A 21424-nucleotide genomic window follows, 5' to 3' on the forward strand; every position below is an offset into this window, starting at 1 on the left:
AAAATAATTCTAAATTACTTTACTATTTCATTATAACCTATCTCTCATGCAAAGTATATCTTTTATGATCTAAATTTGAATTTTCGAAAAATTAACATTTTAAGGCTTTAAAGTTATAAATTCTTATTGAATATCAGAGAGATAGCAAGTACAATAGATAGAAATCTTTATTTATATTGAGGAGCAGATGTTTATGGAAGAAAAAACTTTAAATCGCGGGCTTCAAGCTCGGCATATTACTATGATTGCTATTGGAGGCGCTATTGGTACGGGGTTATTTGTCGCAACAGGTGGTGTTATTGCACAAGCTGGTCCTGGGGGGGCAATTGTAGCGTATTTACTTATTGGCATTATGCTTTATTTTTTAATGGCATCCATTGGTGAAATGGCAACATTTTATCCTGTATCCGGTTCGTTTAGCAGTTATTCTACACGTTTTGTTGACCCATCTTTAGGTTTTACAATGGGCTGGTTATACTGGATGATTTGGTCTCTTGTAACAAGTGTTGATGTCATCGTTGCATCTAATGTTTTAGGCTATTGGGATATCTTCCATTTCTTCTCGCCTCTCATTTGGAGCATTATTTTCTTAACAATTATTTTCTTACTTAATGTATTTACAGTAAAAGCATTTGGTGAAGCTGAATTTTGGCTATCGCTTGTCAAAGTTATTACCATTATTGTTTTTATTATTTTAGGTATCTTAATGATTTTTGGTATTTTAGGTGGTAAATACTATGGATTTGAAAATTATACTGTTGGTGACGCGCCATTTGTTGGCGGACTTTCTGGCTTTTTAAGTGTGCTATTAATTGCAGGCTTCTCTGTCGGAGGGACTGAAGTCATTGCTGTTGCAGCTGGTGAATCAGATAATCCAAGAAAATCAATGCCACGTGCCATTAAACAAGTATTTTGGCGTATATTATTATTCTATGTATTATCTATTGCTGTTATTTCTGGGATTCTTGCATACACAGACCCAACATTATTAAATGAAGGCGGCTCTATTACACAAAGTCCATTTACTATTGTTTTTGACAAAGTGGGTATCGCATTTGCAGCTTCAGTTATTAATGCTGTTATTTTAACGGCACTACTCTCAGCCGCAAACTCAGGTATTTTTACAACAAGTCGTATGCTATTTTCACTGAGCAGACAAGGTCAAGCACCTCAGTTTTTAAGTGTTATCAATCGTCAAACAAAGTTACCACTTAATGCATTACTTACAACATTTGTCTTTATTGCATCAGTCACAACTTATGCAAACTTCAATCCTGATAGTGTTATTGGTTTATTAAATATTATCGGTGCATTAATTACATTTGTTTGGGCATCCAGTGTTCTTGCACAAGTACGCTTAAGACGTGCCATTAAAGTACAACAAAAAGATGTTAATCAGCTATTACCTTATAAAGCTCCATTTTTTCCATTAGGTCCAATATTAGTATTTGCAACATTATTATTTTTAATTTTTGGTAGTTCAGCTGAAGCTTTAATTCATTTAGATTTTACAAAGCTCGCACAAAATTTTCTACCTATTATTACATTATTTGTAATTTACTTCGTTCATAAGTTGATTCATAAAACAAAGATCATCCCTCTCAACGAAATTGATTTAAGTGAACATGAATCTTATAAATCATAATGAACGCAATCATAATAAAGAACAAGAAACCTATTGAGATAGGCGATCTTGTTCTTTAATTTTTATTAGGCATTATTTTAATCAATTTGAAAAATAAGGTATAATTAACTTAAAGAAAATAAAGTTATATTATGTATTGGGGGTTTTTAACATGGTTGGACAGACAAACCTTTTTGATGATGTCATCAAAACAGATGAACGTTTTGTCATTGTTGTACAATCGTTAGAAAATAAACAAGGTCAGCTACTCAAACGTACATTAAGAGAATATAGCAGCTTGACGCATGAACAAATGGAAAATCTTTATCAGCATTTAAAAGAGCTTTACTCCGAAGCCCCATTTGAACAAAATCAATCCTCTTTTTCTATTACGATATATACCAATTTAGATTATGCAGCTGATCATATATATGCACACATCAAACGCCATCGTGGTCATAAAGAATGGACACATACAGCGAAATAGACACACATAAGTATGTACCTCTATCTACGCTAGACAATTATAGAGTGAGAGGATACACTTTTAGCCATCTATCCTCTCCTATTTGTTGTGACATATCTTTAATTATTTTTCAATCAATTGTTCTAGTGCATATGGAATTCCTTCTTCATCATTGCTTTTGGTCACAATATCAGCTATTTCCTTAACACTTTCTCTCGCATTCCCCATTGCAACACCGATACCCACTGTCTCTAACATATCAATATCATTCGTACTATCTCCAAATGCAATCATATTGTCAGTAGATAAATCTAATTGCTCTGCTAATTTTTGAATTGCTTTGCCTTTTGATACACCTTTACTTATAAATTCAAGAAAAAATGGTTTACTGATCGTCATATCAATATCGTTATCAAATTGGCCTTTCTGTATTTCAAAAATATGGCTAACCTTTTCAGGATGATCCACTCCCATTACTTTAGGAACATCAGATTTTACATGTCTTTTAATATCCTCTACTTGAATCATGGGCATTCCTGTCAACTCGGATTCTACCCCCATATACTCATTTGTACCCTCACATACAATTTGGTTTTCGTAATACGTTAAAATAAGCATATCATGTTGTCTACAAAAATCGACGATACGTTCGAATGCCGCTTTAGATATACTTTGACGTGCTACAACTTGTTCTGTGGCTAAATTAATGGTTTGACCACCATTGTAACTCATAATAAAACTGCCATACTTATCCAATTGTAACTGTTTTGCGATTTTCAACATACCGAATGTTGGTCTCCCCGAAGCCAGTGCAAGTTTGTATCCAGCTTCTTGTACCTTTAATAAATAATCTCTCGTCATATCCGAGACCTTATTTTGAGAAGTTAGCAACGTATCATCCATATCAAACAAAATTAAATCTGGTTTCATTTTTCTACTCCTTTCCTTTCCATCTTACAATAAGTTATCGTTTAATACACAACGTTTTGTCAAAATAAACTGATATTACTTTGTAACTATACAAAAAAGCAGGAGCGAAACTTTAATATTTAGAAAAGTCTCGTCGTCCTACTTTTGTTGATTCTATTAGTATTTATAAAAAACTTCAGTTTCTACACCGACCGTATTTACCGTTGCTAGTTCCGAATGACAGTTTGGAAATTGTTGACGTAATGCGCGTACAAGTGAACCACTTTTTTCTTTTTTAACCATAGTCATAATCGTTGGACCTGCACCAGACATAACAGTAGCATAGGCTTCATATTCGTGTGCAGTTTGTTTAATTTCTGTAAAATGTTCAATCAAATGCTGGCGATAAGGCTCATGCAATCCATCTTGTTCCATCATTTTTCCAGCTAATTCATAATTATGTTGAATCAAGGCGCTAATCATTGTATTACTAATCGCACTATATTTTACAGCATCTTTGTGATTCAAATACTCGGGTAAAGCTTGGCGTGCCTTTTTCGTTTCTAACTCATATTGTGGAATCGTTAAAATAAAGTCAACATCAGGAATATCAATATGTGCAACATCTGTAATATTTGTTTCTGAATTATGATATCCCACAACAAGTCCACCATAAATTGTAGGTGCAACATTATCTGGATGCCCTTCAATTTCCGTTGCTAACTGTAATAATTCATATTTAGAGAGCTCAATATCACCAAAGTAGTTCGCAATGTAGAGTGCAGCAACTAAAGCAGAAGCAGATGAACCCAATCCACGTGCCAACGGAATTTCACTATACATTTTCACTTCTAGCATAGGAAGTGTAACATCATATTTATTCGCAACATACTGTGCAATTTTATAAATGTAGTTCGTTTCATCCTCTGGTAATCCTTGCAAGTGTGGCCCTTCGTGACGAAACTTCCATTGTTTTGCACGTATAGGTTGTGCATCGATATATAAGAATTTGTTAAGTGCCATGCCAATGGAGTCGAAACCACAACCTAAGTTTGCTGTTGATGCTGGTACTTTAAGACTGAATTTGTTTTTGATCATTTTAACGCATCCTTAATATATTGAATAATATGTTCCTTATCATTAGGTAGTGCTTGAATTGGATTTTCAAGCAGACCAATCGCAGTATCTGGGTCTTTTAAACCGTTTCCTGTTAATACAGCTACCACTTTTTGTCCTTGTTTAAGTTTGCCCTGTCTATGCAATTTAATCAAACCTGCAATTGAAGCATTACTTGCCGGTTCACTAAAAATCCCTTCTTTAGAAGTCATCAGTTGATATGCTTCCAAAATTTCTTCATCTGTTACTGAATCGATCAGTCCATGTGATGATTCAATTGCATCAACAGCTTTATCCCAACTTGCTGGATTACCGATACGAATCGCTGTTGCAATTGTTTCAGGATTTTTAACCACCTTATTTTGAACAATTGGTGACGCCCCCTCAGCCTGAAAACCAAACATTTTCGGCAGACCTGCCCCTTGTTTATCATGATATTCTTTGAAGCCTTTCCAATACGCTGTAATATTCCCCGCATTACCTACTGGAATTGCTAACACATCTGGTGCATGTCCATCAAGTTGCTCTACAACTTCAAAAGATGCTGTTTTTTGTCCTTCAATACGGTAAGGGTTCACAGAGTTCACTAATTCAATCTCACCATCTTGTGCAATTTCTTTTACGATTTCTAATGCTTCATCAAAATTACCTTCAATAGATACGATTTGTGCACCATACATCACTGCTTGTGATAGTTTTCCCAATGCAATCTTACCTTCTGGAATAACAACGATTGCTTTTAGTCCTGCTCTAGCTGCATATGCTGCTGCAGATGCCGATGTATTTCCAGTTGATGCACAAATGACCATCTTACGGCCTAATTCTTTTGCCTTCGTTACAGCCATAACCATACCACGATCTTTAAAAGAACCCGTAGGATTTGCACCTTCATATTTGACGTACAACTCAATACCTAGCATTTTAGAAATCGTATCACAATAGATTAAAGGTGTCTGTCCTTCATTTAATGATACATCTGGTGTTTGATCATCTACTGGTAAAAACGATTGATACTCTTTTACAAGACCTTTCCATAACTTCATATTTCATCAAACTCCTTCAACCGGATATATTTTTTCAACTCGATAACCTTCTAATGCATCAATTGAAGCTGTTGGCTTATCATCTAAACCAATAACAATAACTGCATATTGCTGGTTATTTATTTTTACAAATTGTAATGTTTTGTGAAATGGTAAACAACCTTTAATGTCAGATTCAAATTGTTTTTCTGATACAACTGGAGCTGTTACAACAAAGTAATAACTTTCTTTTTCTTTAATGAGTTCTGGCTCATTTGTATCCATCATTTCTTTTGTTGCTTCTGTTGTCAATTCAAAATGTGGTGGCAACGTGTGTAAATTAGACTCAAATTGTAAAGACACATTCAATAAATCACTCACCACAGCTGAACCTGTTGCCAAACTTCCTGCACCTTTACCATAGAACATCGTTTCACCGACAGCATCACCAATAACATAAATCGCATTATACTCATTTTCAACAGCTGCTAGTTGATGTGACTGTGCAATCAATGTTGGTTTAACAGATGCTTGCACTTCTCCATTAGTATATGTTCCTTTACCAATCAACTTGATTTTATATCCTAATTGTCGTGCTGCATGGATATCATCTGTTGTCACTCTACTAATACCTTCTGTTACAACGTCATCAAGTTTAATCACCTGATTAAATGACAAATAAGATGTAATCACAACTTTGCGTGCTGCATCTATACCTTCAACATCATCAGTAGGATCCGCCTCAGCAAATCCCAAATCTTGAGCTTCTTGGAGTGCTGATTCATATGATGCACCTTCTTCAGACATTTTTGTCAAAATAAAATTAGATGTTCCATTAAAAATACCCATAAATTTACTGATATTATTGGCATTTAAACCATTATTAATTGCATTGACAATAGGTATCCCACCAGCAACACTTGCTTCATATTTTAGGGCAACACCATTTTCTTGTGCCAAATCCTCTAAAACGCGTAGATGTACTGCTAACAAATCTTTATTAGCTGTAATCACATGTTTTTTTTGAGTCAATGCTGCTTTCAACCAGTCCACAGTTGGCTCAATGCCACCCATTACTTCTACTACTATATCTACATCTTCATCATTTAAAATATCATTTACATCTTCAGTTAAATGATATTGTGAAATATTAAGTGGACGTTTTTTGGTTTTATCTCTAACAAGAATATGTTTAATTTGAATATCTTTTTGGATAGTATCTTTAATCTGTTTATGGTTTTCTTCGATAATTTTAACCACACCAGAACCAACAGTACCGAGTCCTAGTAATGCAACATTGAGCTGTTTCATGAAATAATCCCTCCGCTTAATTTTCTGAAATTTACAAATTATATATTGAAATATACTTAAATATGGTTTAGTATAAGTTCATTCACAAAGTTTGTAAAGTTCTAAAAATTTAAAAAACACATATCTATCATACCATTGTTACGTTCAAAACTAAATAGATAATCCAATACGAATGAAAGGTTGTATCCATTTATGAAAGTATCAAAATTTGGCGGTAGTTCTGTTGCTACTGCAGAACAAATCAAAAAAGTTTTAAATATTATTAATAGTGATGACGATAGACGTATTATCATTGTATCAGCACCCGGTAAACGTCACTCTAAAGACACTAAAACAACAGACCTTTTAATCAGACTCTATGAGAAAGTCACAAATAACTTGGATTATCAATCAAAAAAACAAGAGGTACTTGATCGATACCAAGATATTATTGATGATCTTGAACTGAAAACAAATCTTTTAGAGGAGATTAATCAAACATTAGAACACTACATCACTTCTCTTAAAAACGAACCAGAGCGCTTACTCGATGCATTGAAGTCCTCTGGAGAAAACTTTAATGCTCAACTTATTGCAGCATACAATAATGAACAAGGTATTCCTACACGTTATTTGTCACCTAAAGCAGCTGGTATTATTGTTACAGATGAACCGGAAAATGCTCAAATTCTCCAATCTAGCTATGATAAGATTAAACAATTAAGACAATATAATGAAAAAATTATTATTCCAGGCTTCTTTGGCTACTCTGAATCTGATTACATCGTCACTTTTCCTCGTGGTGGCTCAGATATTACAGGGGCTATTGTGGCACGTGGCGTAAAAGCAGATTTGTACGAAAACTTTACTGATGTGTCTGGTATTTACCGCGCTAATCCTACTGTTATCTCATCACCTGAGATTATTAGTGAAATTACATACCGTGAAATGCGTGAATTATCTTACGCAGGGTTTGGTGTTTTTCATGACGAGGCTTTACAACCGCTTTATCGCTATCGCATTCCGGTAGTCATTAAAAATACAAATCGCCCTGAAGATCCGGGAACTTACATCGTTCATGATCGTGAAATTAATCGTCAAAGAGTTGTTACAGGAATTAGCTGTGATAAAGGGTTTACAAGTATCAACATCAAAAAATATTTAATGAATAGACAGGTAGGCTTTACTGTTAAAATACTTAAAATACTTTCTGACAATAATATTTCTTTCGATCATATGCCTTCTGGCATTGACAACATCAGTATTATCATGCGTACCTCTCAAATCACAGGCAAAGAACAACAGGTATTAAACGCAATTCGTTCAGAGTGCCAGGTAGATGAGTTGAGTGTTGAACATGACCTTGCAATTTTAATGATTGTCGGAGAAGGTATGAGTGCACTTGTAGGAACAGCCAATAAAATAACAGATGCACTTGCCCAAGCCCATATTAATTTAAAAATGATCAATCAAGGTTCATCCGAAATTTCAATGATGTTTGGTATTTCGAATAAAGATGCTGAAGCTGCTGTCAAAGCATGCTACACAAATTGTTATCTTCAATAATAATGTTCAAAACCATCATATCGTATAAGATCTATTCTTATAATGATATGATGGTTTTTTATTTCCTTAATCACATATTTCAATATTTAACATCTCATATCCCCAAATTCTGATCTCCCTTTTCAAACACTTCAAAATTTCTCGATTTAATATATTTATATAGCTTTGTTTTTATATTTTTTTACATATCATATTTATTTTTAAAAACTTTTAGGTGTTAGTGAGTAACATTTTAAAAGTTTGTGTATTTTTTAATCATATATGTCTTTCTTTTAGTAATATTGAAAGTTTTGCTTTTAAAAGTATAAAAAATTTAATATAATATGTTGTATAGTACATCATATGCGTATAGGGAGTGAAAAAATGACTAAGGATTACTCAATGGATTCTGAACAGATTTTTTATTACGAATCCTATCGAAAAAAAATTATTAGTGAAGTCAAAAAACAATATGGACTCAAACTAAATGACATTTTATTTTTATACCATTTAAAATCAGCAAATAGCCATCGTATTTCACTTCATAAAGTTAAACAAACAATAGATTTTAGTTTGATGGAAGTACATAAATCATTAACTGCACTGACTGAAATGGGTATTATTGGTAAAGAACGTTCAACTGAAGATGAACGTAAAGTTTATATTACATTTACTGATGAACAATACGATAAAATGATAGATTTACTAAACAATTTTGATCAAATTCAAAAAAACATACTATCATAATATATTGTAATTAAATTATGTAGGCGATTTCAATGATGCATAATAAGTTATATAGATGATCCCTCAAATTAAAAAGTGTTTGTACATCACGAAATATTCGTTCAGTACAAACACTTTTTAGCGTTCCCAGATATTTAATTGTTTCTTTTGCGCCTCTTTTTGTGCTTGTTCAATCAAAATTCGATATTTATCGTTTGGTGGATAAAATTTTGCTCGTGCCAAGCCTTCTTTCGCTAACATCACATTGAACATATCGTCTCCAAGCCAAACATACGCTAAAGTTCGTCCATATCGATCTGTTTTTTCACGATCATATTCTAACGTCACTTGTTGATGAGTCAAATGTTTCTTAGTGTAGTTGGATGCAGCTTTTCCATAGGGTTGTACTGGCGTGTTGGGCTTCACTGTTTCTGGTGTATCTACTCCAATCAATCGAACACGTTCATCTTCTTGTCCAGGTTTACTCACAATAATTGTATCACCATCAATAACACGTTTCACCGTATAAGTATCTTCTTTGTCTGGATGATTGGAGTTTGCAAATGGACCCGATTGATTTAAATATTGAACACCTAGTACGATAATAGCTACAATCGCCACTATAACTACTGACAATATCTTTTTCATAACTTCACCTTCAGTCTCATATTCGGACTAATCATAGTAAATTTTTAATCATTGGTCAAGTTACAATTTGTTACATATAGCTAGAACAATACACTCATTTATCAACAAATAATGCTATAATGTCATATGGGAGTGACATACATGAAAACTTTAAAAAATAACTATCTATCGTTAATTATTATTATATTTGCCATTATTCTTAGTTTTGTACTACAATATGCTTTCAACCTACCACTTATTGCAGGTGCCTTTATTGGCGTTCTTTTAGGAATACTTTGTGGCTTTATTTTACAATGGATACGTGGTAAAAACGAAAAAAATAATAAAACAGATGCCTCTTAATCTTAAATAAAAAGGACGATGTCGCTAATCAGAAGTGAATTAGAAAATCTTAATGATTACAAGATTTTACTTCCTCATCCTGATATGTGACTCGTCCTTTTTATTATCTTTTTTTGCGGTTCAATACTCTCACAATCATTGCAGCTGTTGGAAAAAGCATTGCAATAAGCAGAACATAATATGTTGTTACAATAAAGTTCTCCATTGATACTGGCACAACTAAACCTACTAAGTTAATAATAATCAAAATAATGATATTTATAAACAAGTTAGCGATTAAATGAGAAAGTTTTGATATACCTTTATAATCAAAGGTACGCAACCAATATTGGGCATACATGATTTGCTCTCCTCTACATTTTTATTTCAATATATCTATTTTGTTGTCTTCATAAAAGATATTATTGTAATAAAAGTTTATGTTGGAGGCTCCTGCAAGTCAAGTGTTTTTAGAATGAAGTCATAAAAGTAATATCATAGTACATCAATCTCCATAATATCAAAACAAGTGTGTCATGATTCGAATCACAACACACTTGTTTTATACCATCATCACACTATTTTTTATAATTCACCAAATTTTACAACGTCACGAGCAATCATAACTTCTTCGTTTGTTGGAATAACCAATACTTTAACTGGTGAATGTGGATAGTTCAATTCTGCTTCTTTACCACGTAATCCTTCATTTTTGCGTGGATCCCAATATACACCCATAAATTCTAGACCTTCTAAAACGCGTGCACGCACAACATCAGAGTTCTCACCAACACCTGCTGTAAAGATGATAACATCTACACCGTGCATACGTGATGCGTAAGTTCCCATATATTTATGAATACGTGAAGCAAATACTTCTAATGCAAGTTTTGCACGTTCATCGCCTTCACTTGCAGCTTGTTCAATATCACGTAAATCAGAAGACTCACCTGTAATACCTAATAAACCAGATTCCTTATTAAATACATTGATAACTTCTTCAGCAGTTTTACCTGTTTTTTCCATAATGAATGGAATAAGTGCAGGATCTACATTACCTGAACGTGTTCCCATTGTGACACCTGCTAATGGTGTGAAGCCCATTGATGTATCAACAGATTCTCCACCATCAATTGCAGTAATAGATGCACCGTTTCCAATGTGACAAGAAATCATGCGTAATTCTTCAATAGGTTTTCCTAATAGCTCTGCTGCACGTTGTGATACATATTTATGACTTGTACCATGGAAACCATATTTACGAACACCATAATCTTTGTAGTAGTTATATGGCAAGCTATATAAATATGCTGATTCTGGCATTGTTTGATGGAATGAAGTATCAAATACTACTACGTGTGGAATATTAGGAAGTAGTTTTCTAAACGCATTGATTCCCATTAAGTTTGCTGGGTTATGCAATGGTGCTAGATCTGCTAACGCTTCAATATCTTTAACCACTTGATCTGTCACTAGTGCTGATTCTGGGAATGTTTCTCCGCCATGAACTACACGGTGACCTGTACCATCGATATCATTAATATCATTGATGACACCATGTTTTTGTAAACTTTCTAACATAATATTAACTGCTTCTTCATGGTCTTTAATATCTCTAACATCTTTAATTTTTTCACCATTAACTTCAATTGTAAAAATCGAATCTTTTAATCCAATACGCTCAATTAAACCTTTTGTAATGAGATTTTCTTCTGGCATTTCAATCAATTGAAACTTTAGTGATGAACTACCAGCATTAATCGCCAAAATTAACTTTGACATAAGAATGTCCTCCAGTATATTTAAATTTATCCACATCTATTTAACCATTAATACAGTTCTAATTCAAGAGTATTACAGGTTATTTTTAATGATTTTTAGAACGCCACTCTTGTAATTCGCCAAGGAAATTTTGAAACATTTGCGGGTTTTTAAAATCTGGGATATTTGCTAATAAAACTTCAACAGGTTTAGTCATACCCTGCTGTTTACGTTGTAATATTAAAATAGATTTTTGTGCCTTTTCATTTTTAAATAAATTTTTTGGTAAATTTAAAAAAGCTTGCATCTCGGCTTCTGTTGCAATGAAATTTTCTAACTGTTTCACATGTTCTCCCTCAAACAAATGGGTTGGAACAACAAGAAATGCATAGCCGGAAGGTTTTAATGCTGCAATAGCTTGCTCGATAAATAAATAATGCGCATAACTATGCCCCTCTTCAAATCCCAAACGCATCATCTGACTTCTTTCATCAATGGGATAATAACCAATTGGCAGATCACCAACAACAACATCTGCATCTTCAAATGGTAGTGGCATAATTACATCTTGTGGATATACATCAAACGGTATTTCTAAAAAGTTGGCAAGATGTACACTTAACCTTGATAAAACAGGATCTACCTCTACTAAATGATGCATTACGGATGTCTCTTTTAATGTGTCATGAATTGTTGCACTAAGGTGACCTGATCCACTTCCCAAATCTGCAATATGCATTTCCTTAGCGTTTTCTTCAAATTTAGAAATTAAAAAACCAACAACAAGTCCAATTGTATCCGGCGTAATTTGGTGATTGGCTTGCACTTCTTCTTTTTGTAATTGACTTAAATAAGCAAACTGAAAGGCTTTTCGTCTATCCTGAAATGTTGCTTGCTCCAGTAATTCACGGTTTGATGTATATAATTGTTCCATAGCAAGCCCTAAGTTTTCAATAAAACTTTGTCCATTTTGTGCGTTTAATATTTTTGTTTGGTCATCAAGTTGTTGGAATATCTTTTCCATAATGGAAGATGTTTGTGTCATAGGTTTCGTCCTTTCAAAATTCTCACTTATTTCTAATATTAGCATATTAAAAAATAGAAGTTGAAACAAGACTCATGATTATCTTGTTTCAACTTCTTGATTGATTTATGCATTTTGATATGCTTCTAATGCAGCAGTAAAGTCTGGAAAATCTGTACCTTCTGAAACAATCTCTTTGTAAACAACTTTATTGTTTTTATCTAGTACAAAGACTGCGCGAGCTAATAACATTAAACCATCCATTAACACACCATAATTTTTGGCAAATGAACGGCTTTGGTAGTCACTCAGCGTTATCACATTATCAAGACCATTGCTTGCACACCATCTTTTTTGTGCAAATGGCAAGTCTGCTGATATCGTCAATACATAACCTTCTTCATTGCTTGCTTCTTCATTAAACTTACGCGTTTGTTGATCGCATACGCCCGTATCAATTGAAGGAACTACACTGATTAATTTCTTCTTACCTTCATAGTTTGATAAAGAAACAGTTTGCAATGCATTATCGACAACTGTAAAATCTGGTGCTTGATCCCCTACACTAACGTCTTGTCCTAACAGTTGAACTGGCTCTTGTTTAAATGTAATTTGTGCCAATTGAATTCCTCCTTATTTATCTCTCGCTTCACTATTATATCGATTTGATGATGTTTTCGCACGCATTTGGTTTCTGCTCGCTTTAATTTGTTGAATATATTTTTGCTTAACAACAACCGTATCTGCGAAATAGTCATGTACCCCTATATGTTTGGGCGTGAAAATAATTGCTAAATAAGGGATTCCTATCATGATATTAGAAATGATACGACCTATCCATTCTCTCATCAAAATATCTGGCCATTGCAGTTGATCTATGTCTTTAGTATAAACTTTAATGCCTAAAATCATTTTGCCGAGGGTTTGCTGAAAGTAGCGTGTCATCATTATAAAATATAAAAAATAAATTACTGCACTCAACATATGATTGACACTAAAATAATCAATCCATAGTTGCCATTCATCTATACCTGTCAATGCATAAATCGGTTTTAAAATAATCTGTGTGGCAGCCCATAATACGATTAAATCAATAATATAACTAAAAAATCGGCGCCCAAAGCCAGCATAAAAGAAAGCATCTAACTCGTACTGATTAATCATAGTTCCTTGTTGTTCGTTCGGTGTATGATGTTTGATTCTTGTAGGATTAAAGTTGTTTGAATCATTCCATTCTGTCATATGAACACCTACCCTTCATATTTATACATTGGTCTTGTTTGTGATTCATTGTTTAAAATAGATTTTACTTGTTCGATATCCGCACGTAAGCCTTTAAAAAAACTATTAAAACCATAAAGCGCACTCAACCCACCAGCTGATTCATCAAATGTAATAACCTGTGGATTTTTTGTCTTAATTGCTTTTTTCAAGTCACGCATTGCGGCATCTTTATAACCGATCTTATCAACTAAACCATTGCTTTTGGCTTGTTGTGCACTATAAATACGTCCATCTGCTAATCTTCTCACTTTAGATTCTGACATATCACGTCCATCTACAATCACTTTGATAAATTGATCATAACTATCTTTGTTAATAGATTGTAGAATATCACGTTCTTCTTGTGTCATTTCTTTTGACGGGCTCATAATATCTTTATGTTCTCCTGATTTAATCGTATTTGTTTTTACACCTAGACGATTTAAAAGCTCTGAATAGTCTATGGATTCGGAAATCACACCAATTGAGCCAGTTAGTGTTTGAGGTCCTGCATAAATTTTGTCCGCAGGCGCTGAAATATAGTAGCCCCCTGAAGCAGCTAAAGTTTCCATTTGAACGTATATTGTCTTACCTGACTTTTTAACTTCTTTTAACTTTTGATAAAATTCATCACTTTCATATGTACTTCCACCGGGACTGTTAACCGTCAATAATACGCCTTTAATGCTTTTATCCCGTTTAATCGTATCTAATTGTTTCAATGCTGCTTGATGGTCATAACCACTACTTCCAAATAAACCTCCACTACCCATATCAATAATTTCACCATTCACTGCAATTTGTGCAATTTGTTTAGATGTATCACCTTCTTCAATGACTGTACTCGGTGCGTCCTTCATTATCGAAAAACTTGGACTGAATAACGATGAAGCAAGTGTTGTTACTGTACTTACCAAAATACCACTCAAAACGATAACAATCGCTAATATAATTGCTACAATTCTTTTGGACATTATTTATTCTCCCCTTTCTCTATGTCATTATCATAACAAAATCATTGCTCAATTAAATAATCAAATTATAAATCCCACGAAAAAAAATCGCTATATGCCTCAATGATTCAGCATATAACGACTTATTATTTATTCTATTTTACAGTAGCATACTTTGCAAATAGTCAAATACATTTTTAATTATAAGAATAAACGTCACAATAATAAATAATACTTTAACATAACCTACACCATATTTGAGTGCAAACCATGCCCCTGTATATGAACCCGCAACCATACTCAAAGCCATAGTTAAGCCATAAACATAATCAACATGCCCAAGGTATATAAATAAAGTTAAAGCACCAATATTTGATGCAAAATTTAGAACTTTGGCATTTCCGGCAGCGCTTAAAAAGTCAAAGCCCACAAAGAGAAAAGCAAACATGAGAAAAGACCCTGTACCTCCACCGAGAAACCCATCATAAAAAGCAATCAGTAGTAATACAGCGATAAATGCAATAAACTTAACGATAGAAAGCTTTTGATATGTACGAATGTGACCCCAATCTTTTTTTACTAGAGTATATATAAGGACACCGCTTAATATAATAATCACTAAAGGTTTAAGTAGTTCAGCAGGTAAATAAACAGCAAGTATCGCTCCACATACAGCTACTAAAAAAGAAAAAGGGAAAACTTTTGCTACAAAACCTAAATCTACTTTACCCGATCTCAAAAAACGTACTGCACTTGTAAAAGATCCAAATGCACTTGCGAGTTTATTGGTACCAAGTGCTGTTGCGGGTGGCATACCTATCGCAAGTAGTGCAGGTATAGATATTAATCCCCCACCTCCAACAACAGCATCAATAAAGGCAGCTAAAAAGCCTAATGAAATAACCACAAATATTAATGACCCATCCCATTCCATCAACATGTGAACATCCCCTTTTTAATGATATTGTTTATAACAAATCATCATGCCATATCTCTTTTTCTTCTTGATGTGCATTATAATTTTTATCAATAACTAAAGTTTCAATATTAGCCACTGCATCATTTAACATTTCCTCAAAATCAAAACCTGATTCATACTTTAAAACTTTATCATATTGTGGCTCTGTTACCGGATGTTTAGGTGTAAAAATCGTACAGCAATCTTCAAATGGCTGAATAGATGTTTCAAATGTACCAATGGCTTTAGCTTTTATCACAATTTCTTCTTTATCCAATGACAATAACGGACGTAAAATCGGTGTTGATGTCACGGCGTTTATTGCATACATGCTTTTTAAAGTTTGACTTGCAACTTGACCTAAGTTTTCTCCATTTACAATAGCATCTGCGCCTACTTGATGTGCGACTTTGTCAGCGATACGCAACATCATACGACGTGTTGATGTCATTGTATAACGCTCATGAACGACTTTATGAATCTGTTTTTGCACTTCTGTAAACGGTACAATATGAAGTTTAATTGCACCAACACGTTCTGCCATAATACGTGTCAATTCAATCACTTTTTGTTTTGCTTTTTCACTTGTAAAGGGTGGACTATGAAAATGAATGGCTTCTATAGTCACGCCTCGACGCATTACTTCCATACCTGCAACTGGAGAATCAATACCTCCTGATAACATCAGTAATGTCTTGCCACCTGTACCTACCGGTAATCCTCCGATAGCTTGTATAACACGATCATACATATAAACTGCATCTAAACGTACTTCAACCATAATTTGATGCATAGGTTTTCGAACATCTACATGCAAACCTGTCGTATTTTTTAAAATCTCTCCACCTACCATGCGTTGAATGGCAAATGTTTCATATTCAAATTGTTTATCGCTTCGTTTCACTTCGATTTTAAAGCTATCTCCTGATGTATAACTTTTTGCGAATTGAACAGCATATTGATAAATGGCATCCATTGTTTTATCAATTTTTAACACTGGACTGATCGAATGAACACCGTATACCTTTGAAATACGTGTCATCATCTCTTCTACATCCGCATGTGGCTCAAGCTGAATATACATACGATCACGATTGGCTTTTACTTCATAACCTTGCAAAGGCATTAATGCACGTTTTACATTAGAACGCAATTGATTAACAAATGTTTTTCTGTTTCCTCCTTTTAGTGTAAGCTCTCCATAACGTACAAGAATATGATCATATATCATTTATTGTAACAACTCCTTCACTTGTTCATACACTTTTTCGAACGCTTCACCAAACCCTGCTATATCTTCTTTCGTTGTATAGCGATCAAATGATAAGCGGATACTTCCTAAAATTCGAGATACCTCTATACCCATGGCTTCCAGTACTTCATTCACTTTAGCTTGTTTTGAAGAACACGCGCTTGTCGTTGAAACCATCACACCTTGCTTTGAGAATGCATTGACAAGCACTTCGCCACGAACGCCTGGAAATGCAATGTTTAGAATATGCGGTGAGGATGAATCTGGCGAGTTGATATATACGCCCTCATACGAATTCACAATATCACGTATCTGTTTATTAATGTCTGTTAACTGTTTCATCAACTCAAAACGATAATCCTCTGCTAAGCGTATCGCCTTAGCACATGATACATCCATAGGTACATTGACTGTCCCACTACGCAAATTATACTCTTGACCGCCCCCATGTATCGTCGGTTGAACATTGTGCATATTTTTCAAAATAAGCAACCCTTGCCCTTTTAATCCATTAAACTTATGGCCGCTTAAAGCCATACTATCTACAGATTGAGTCATCAATGGATATTTCCCTAATGCTTGAACAGCATCAACATGAAAGTGAATTTTAGGATAATCTTTCAATAATTTAGCAATATCTTCGATGGGTTGAACTTGTCCCATAATATTATTGACATGCATACACGTTACCAATATGACATCGGAAGATAGTAATGTTTTTAAGTGGTTTAAATCGATTTTACCCTCTGCTGTAATATTGACATATTTAATGATAAATCCCTCTGTTTCAAGAGAACGTAAAACTTCTAAAACAGATGGGTGTTCTAATACGGAGGTAATTAAAGTACGACCAAAATGCTTCTTTTGATACGCTACGCCCTTTAAAGCGATATTATTTGATTCAGTGGCGCCACTCGTAAATATAATTGTCTCTTCATCAAGATGTAGTACTCTTTTAATTTGGTCACGTGCTTGCTGTAATAAACGTGCTGCTTCCTGTCCTTTGTCATGGGGGCTATTAGGATTAAAATAAAACTGTTGGTTGACTTTCATATAACTTTCTAATACTGAAGCATCCGGTTTTGTCGTTGCTGCATTGTCAAAGTAAAGCATATTGCTAAGACTCCTTCACAAAATAATCATTATCTCATTGTACTATATCTCATATCAAAATGAATAGGTAAATGATTAAAACAACATTTAAAAAACGCTCCTAATACATGTTTGCATTAAGAGCGTTTTAAATTAAGATTGTTGTGCCATAACTTCTCGTTCAATATGTTGACTGATGCCCGGTTCCACACGCTCAAGTGCTTGTTCTGAAATCTCACTTGAACGTTTATAGCGATTGTTTTTAAAGAGACGTTCTGCTTCGTTTAAACTCTTATCAAGTTCGTGGTTATCTTTACGATATCTATTGCCATACTGGATTAACTTTTCAGCATATACCGCATTAATCAAAACATCATTAGCCTCGTCTTCGAATTTATTCATTTGTAAAACAACTTTATTCACTTTATCTTTCAGTTGCTGAACATTAATAGGTCTTTCACTAAATCGTTTGTTGACTTCTCTCACTTCGTAGTCAATTTCATTTTTTAAAATAATAAAGCGTTCTGGTACGCTAGTTAAGTTAGATGCAAGTAAACGTCGATAGATTTCTTCTTTTTTACTTTGAACACGTAAAATATGTTCTTCCGCTTCTGCTTCATCTTCTCTTAGTGAAATGAGATGATTCTGCAGTTTTTCTTGCTTATCATTAATGACTTCAACATGATCTTCAATATATTTCAAGTTATCTTGTACTTCACTATAACGCACTGCAGATTTTGACATTTCTAATAAAATTTCATCATACACTGCAATAAGATTTTGAATTTCATTTTCAAACTGGCGTACATTTTGAATATCACTTTCGTTAATATAATAATTTTCTCTCACATATTCAATCTCAGTTTGTAGTGTATAGTTCATATCTTTGGCATGAAATAGATCAGTTGTAATACGCTCTTTGGATTCTTCTACCGCATTTTTAGAGGTCACTTCATGTTCAATCAAGTCATACATTTCATCTAACTGGCGATTAATCTCCTCTAACTTATCATTTGCTGCGTCAAGTTCTAAACGACTAATCATCGGTTCTACAAAACTTAATTCTGTTTTCAAAGTTTGTAATGTACTGTCTACCTTAACATGATCTAAGTCATAGCCTTCAACTTTTAAATCACGCACACCATATTTTAAATCTTGGAATTGACCCGGTAACTCTTTTTGAGATTCACGAATCAATTCTGGTATTTCTGCCATATCTTGTTGTAAATAATGAATATCATCATTTAAGTTTTTCACTTGTGTATGTGCTTCTTGATAATTCCCTGCATCTTTCAGCTCCTGATAACGCTCAATTTCAGGTTCAAATGTTTCGATTTCTTGCTCAAGCGGTGCCGCAGCTTCACCGAATTGATGACGATTTGCAAGGACATCTCTTTTTAATTTACGATGTGCCTCTTTAACTTTTTCAAACAAGCCATCACTCTCTTCGTGTACTTTACACACCTCATCTGCTTGGTGAATTAATGTTTTATGTTTCGCTTCATATTCATCCATTAAACCATGTGCATCATCAATCTCTGTCTGTGCTTGAGAAAACTTAAACTTATCCAGTGTCACTTCAGCCTCGTGTATTTTTTCATCTACCGGTGCAAGGTAATCGTTCGTTGCTTCTGTCCATGCTTGACGAAGGGCTTCATATTGTGTTTTTGTTTCTCCTGATAAGTTTAATTGTTTTAACTTTTCTAAGCTCTCATCATACGACAACTTATTAAGTTCTGTTCGGCGCGTTTCAGCAGTTTGAATTATTGTTCTCTTATTGGAACGCATATAAAATAGAATACTGATACCAATTAAAATAATGACGATAATTGCTAGTATGATATACAATAACATGTCCACTCTTCTCCTCCTAAATCCATAAAACCATTATAACGTAATTTATCATGGCATTAAATCGAAATTGTAAAAAAATCAATAGTTCCTCTATTTTTATTGTAGAAATATCAGAAGATTGCACGAAAGTAATGGACACGCTATAATATTTTAAAAATTTAAGTTAAAGTGAGTGAATAATATGACAGTCAAATCAACTGACTACGCTTTATTAGCACGACAACTCGATGCATTGTTGACAGATGAAACAGATTTAATTGCAAATTTGAGTAATACATCTGCATTATTAAATGAAAACCTTTCAAATATTAATTGGGTAGGATTCTACCTCATTAAAAATGAAGCTTTAATTCTTGGTCCATTCCAAGGTAAACCTGCCTGCGTCCATATTGAAATAGGTCGAGGTGTCTGTGGAACAGCGGTTCAAAAAAATGAAATCCAACGTGTAGCGGATGTCCATGCTTTTCCCGGACATATTGCATGTGATGCAGCGAGTCAGTCTGAAATTGTAATTCCATTCCATAAAAATGGACAAATTATAGGTGTATTAGATATTGACGCACCTACTACAAATCGTTTTTCAGAATCTGATGAAAAAGGGTTAAAATCTATTGTTGATGTTTTAGAGCAACACTTGTAAAACTTTTATGTGTTGACATTTCTCACTAAACTGTTACAATGTTCTTTGTGTGAATAAACGAAAATAGCAGTTAAATATTGATAGGCGCTATGGTGTTCCCAAAGTGGGCGTGCCGTGTAACCAGAGCTATGAGGCGAGGACACATAAAACACTATATCCTATTCGAGCATTTAACACTCTTTTTTGTTTTTTCATAACAACAAAAAAGAAAAAGGAGGAGTCTTCTATGGCTCGATTCAGAGGTTCTAGCTGGAAAAAATCTCGTCGTTTAGGTATTTCATTATCAGGTACTGGTAAAGAATTAGACAAACGACCTTATGCACCAGGACAACACGGTCCTACACAACGTAAAAAATTATCAGAGTATGGTTTACAACTACGCGAAAAACAAAAACTTCGCTATTTATATGGTATGACTGAACGTCAATTCCATAACACATTTAAAATTGCTGGTAAGCAAGGTGGGGTTCATGGTGAGAACTTCATGATCTTACTTGCAAGCCGTTTAGACGCTGTTGTATATGCTTTAGGTTTAGCACGTACACGTCGTCAAGCACGTCAATTAGTAAACCATGGTCATATCTTAGTTGATGGTAAACGTGTTGACATTCCATCTTATACTTTAAAACCAGGTCAAGAGATTGCTGTGCGTGAAAAATCACAAAAATTAGCAATCATTGCTGAATCAGTTGAAATCAACAACTTTGTACCTGATTACTTAGAATTTGATGCAGACAACTTAAAAGGTTCATTCGTTCGTTTACCTGAACGCAGCGAATTACCTGCTGAAATCAATGAACAATTAATCGTTGAGTATTACTCACGTTAAGACTTTTTCATTGCGATCAAAACCCGAGTTTGGATTATGCCTACTCGGGTTTTTTGCTATTATTTTAACCAAACATTCATTCCACTACTCTCTCCCCTTTAAATTCATCATAAACTTTCCTATACTAGAAA

The 21424-nt window shown here is 34.0% G+C and carries 22 protein-coding genes; 7 read left to right on the forward strand and 15 right to left on the reverse strand.

Annotated elements, in window-relative coordinates; genetic code table 11:
* Window positions 1-193: 193 nt before the first annotated feature.
* Window positions 194-1645, forward strand: coding sequence for an amino acid permease (locus tag FGL66_RS05705; RefSeq protein ID WP_180808921.1), 1452 nt, complete (start codon window positions 194-196; stop codon window positions 1643-1645).
* Between the two features lie 151 nt (window positions 1646-1796).
* Window positions 1797-2111 (forward strand): hypothetical protein, encoded by a 315-nt coding sequence (locus FGL66_RS05710; RefSeq protein ID WP_180808922.1) that lies wholly within the window; start codon window positions 1797-1799, stop codon window positions 2109-2111.
* Between the two features lie 102 nt (window positions 2112-2213).
* Here FGL66_RS05710 and FGL66_RS05715 read toward each other — a convergent pair whose 3' ends face one another.
* The 4 genes from FGL66_RS05715 to FGL66_RS05730 all read right to left on the reverse strand — a co-directional run bounded on the left by FGL66_RS05715 (window position 2214) and on the right by FGL66_RS05730 (window position 6448).
* Window positions 2214-3020, reverse strand: coding sequence for a Cof-type HAD-IIB family hydrolase (locus tag FGL66_RS05715; protein ID WP_180808923.1), 807 nt, complete (start codon window positions 3018-3020; stop codon window positions 2214-2216).
* A gap of 156 nt (window positions 3021-3176) precedes the next feature.
* Entirely contained in the window at window positions 3177-4094 is a 918-nt protein-coding gene (thrB, locus tag FGL66_RS05720; RefSeq protein ID WP_374757682.1) for a homoserine kinase, read from the reverse strand.
* A complete protein-coding gene (gene thrC / locus FGL66_RS05725) occupies window positions 4094-5158 on the reverse strand; it encodes a threonine synthase (protein WP_180808925.1) in 1065 nt (354 codons plus the stop codon). Before thrC ends, thrB begins: the two co-directional genes overlap by 1 nt.
* Before the next feature lie 6 nt (window positions 5159-5164).
* Window positions 5165-6448, reverse strand: coding sequence for a homoserine dehydrogenase (locus FGL66_RS05730; protein WP_180808926.1), 1284 nt, complete (start codon window positions 6446-6448; stop codon window positions 5165-5167).
* Window positions 6449-6640: 192 nt separating this feature from the next.
* On the opposite strand from FGL66_RS05730, the gene FGL66_RS05735 reads away from it, so the two are divergent.
* Both FGL66_RS05735 and FGL66_RS05740 read left to right on the forward strand, forming a co-directional pair.
* Window positions 6641-7993 carry an aspartate kinase gene (locus tag FGL66_RS05735; RefSeq protein ID WP_180808927.1) on the forward strand — a complete coding sequence of 451 codons (1353 nt, stop codon included), beginning with the start codon at window positions 6641-6643 and terminating at the stop codon, window positions 7991-7993.
* 363 nt (window positions 7994-8356) lie between these two features.
* On the forward strand, window positions 8357-8719 hold the full coding sequence (locus FGL66_RS05740) for a transcriptional regulator, SarA/Rot family (protein WP_180808928.1): 363 nt from the start codon (window positions 8357-8359) through the stop codon (window positions 8717-8719).
* Between the two features lie 117 nt (window positions 8720-8836).
* Here FGL66_RS05740 and nucI read toward each other — a convergent pair whose 3' ends face one another.
* Window positions 8837-9346 carry a thermonuclease NucI gene (gene nucI, locus FGL66_RS05745; RefSeq protein WP_180808929.1) on the reverse strand — a complete coding sequence of 170 codons (510 nt, stop codon included), beginning with the start codon at window positions 9344-9346 and terminating at the stop codon, window positions 8837-8839.
* Between the two features lie 141 nt (window positions 9347-9487).
* Between nucI and FGL66_RS05750 the strand changes: the two genes are divergently transcribed.
* Window positions 9488-9688, forward strand: a complete 201-nt coding sequence (locus FGL66_RS05750; RefSeq protein WP_180808930.1) for a hypothetical protein — start codon at window positions 9488-9490, stop codon at window positions 9686-9688.
* A 103-nt stretch (window positions 9689-9791) separates the two neighbouring features.
* On the opposite strand, the gene FGL66_RS05755 is transcribed toward FGL66_RS05750, so the two are convergent.
* From FGL66_RS05755 to ezrA, 10 genes are all read right to left on the reverse strand, one after another.
* Entirely contained in the window at window positions 9792-10028 is a 237-nt protein-coding gene (locus FGL66_RS05755) for a hypothetical protein (protein ID WP_180808931.1), read from the reverse strand.
* Between the two features lie 224 nt (window positions 10029-10252).
* Window positions 10253-11449, reverse strand: a complete 1197-nt coding sequence (locus FGL66_RS05760; protein WP_180808932.1) for an acetate kinase — start codon at window positions 11447-11449, stop codon at window positions 10253-10255.
* Window positions 11450-11534: 85 nt separating this feature from the next.
* On the reverse strand, window positions 11535-12473 hold the full coding sequence (locus FGL66_RS05765; RefSeq protein ID WP_180808933.1) for a class I SAM-dependent methyltransferase: 939 nt from the start codon (window positions 12471-12473) through the stop codon (window positions 11535-11537).
* Window positions 12474-12578: 105 nt separating this feature from the next.
* Window positions 12579-13073 (reverse strand): thiol peroxidase, encoded by a 495-nt coding sequence (gene tpx / locus FGL66_RS05770; protein ID WP_180808934.1) that lies wholly within the window; start codon window positions 13071-13073, stop codon window positions 12579-12581.
* Between the two features lie 12 nt (window positions 13074-13085).
* The gene (locus FGL66_RS05775) at window positions 13086-13694 is read right to left on the reverse strand and encodes an RDD family protein (protein WP_180808935.1); all 609 of its coding nucleotides are present in this window, start codon (window positions 13692-13694) and stop codon (window positions 13086-13088) included.
* An 8-nt stretch (window positions 13695-13702) separates the two neighbouring features.
* Window positions 13703-14689, reverse strand: coding sequence for a signal peptide peptidase SppA (sppA, locus tag FGL66_RS05780; protein ID WP_180808936.1), 987 nt, complete (start codon window positions 14687-14689; stop codon window positions 13703-13705).
* Between the two features lie 139 nt (window positions 14690-14828).
* A complete protein-coding gene (locus FGL66_RS05785; protein WP_180808937.1) occupies window positions 14829-15608 on the reverse strand; it encodes a TSUP family transporter in 780 nt (259 codons plus the stop codon).
* 28 nt (window positions 15609-15636) lie between these two features.
* Window positions 15637-16857: a tRNA uracil 4-sulfurtransferase ThiI gene (gene thiI / locus FGL66_RS05790; RefSeq protein WP_180808938.1), complete on the reverse strand. Its 1221-nt coding sequence runs from the start codon at window positions 16855-16857 to the stop codon at window positions 15637-15639.
* Window positions 16858-17991: a cysteine desulfurase family protein gene (locus tag FGL66_RS05795; RefSeq protein WP_180808939.1), complete on the reverse strand. Its 1134-nt coding sequence runs from the start codon at window positions 17989-17991 to the stop codon at window positions 16858-16860.
* 132 nt (window positions 17992-18123) lie between these two features.
* On the reverse strand, window positions 18124-19824 hold the full coding sequence (ezrA, locus tag FGL66_RS05800) for a septation ring formation regulator EzrA (protein ID WP_180808940.1): 1701 nt from the start codon (window positions 19822-19824) through the stop codon (window positions 18124-18126).
* A gap of 181 nt (window positions 19825-20005) precedes the next feature.
* Here ezrA and FGL66_RS05805 point away from each other — a divergent pair, with 181 nt between their 5' ends.
* Window positions 20006-20464, forward strand: coding sequence for a free L-methionine (R)-S-oxide reductase MsrC (locus FGL66_RS05805; protein WP_180808941.1), 459 nt, complete (start codon window positions 20006-20008; stop codon window positions 20462-20464).
* 226 nt (window positions 20465-20690) lie between these two features.
* A complete protein-coding gene (rpsD, locus tag FGL66_RS05810) occupies window positions 20691-21293 on the forward strand; it encodes a 30S ribosomal protein S4 (protein ID WP_180808942.1) in 603 nt (200 codons plus the stop codon).
* Window positions 21294-21424: the final 131 nt, after the last annotated feature.

This window comes from Staphylococcus sp. 17KM0847 (genome assembly GCF_013463155.1).
Classification (GTDB): domain Bacteria; phylum Bacillota; class Bacilli; order Staphylococcales; family Staphylococcaceae; genus Staphylococcus.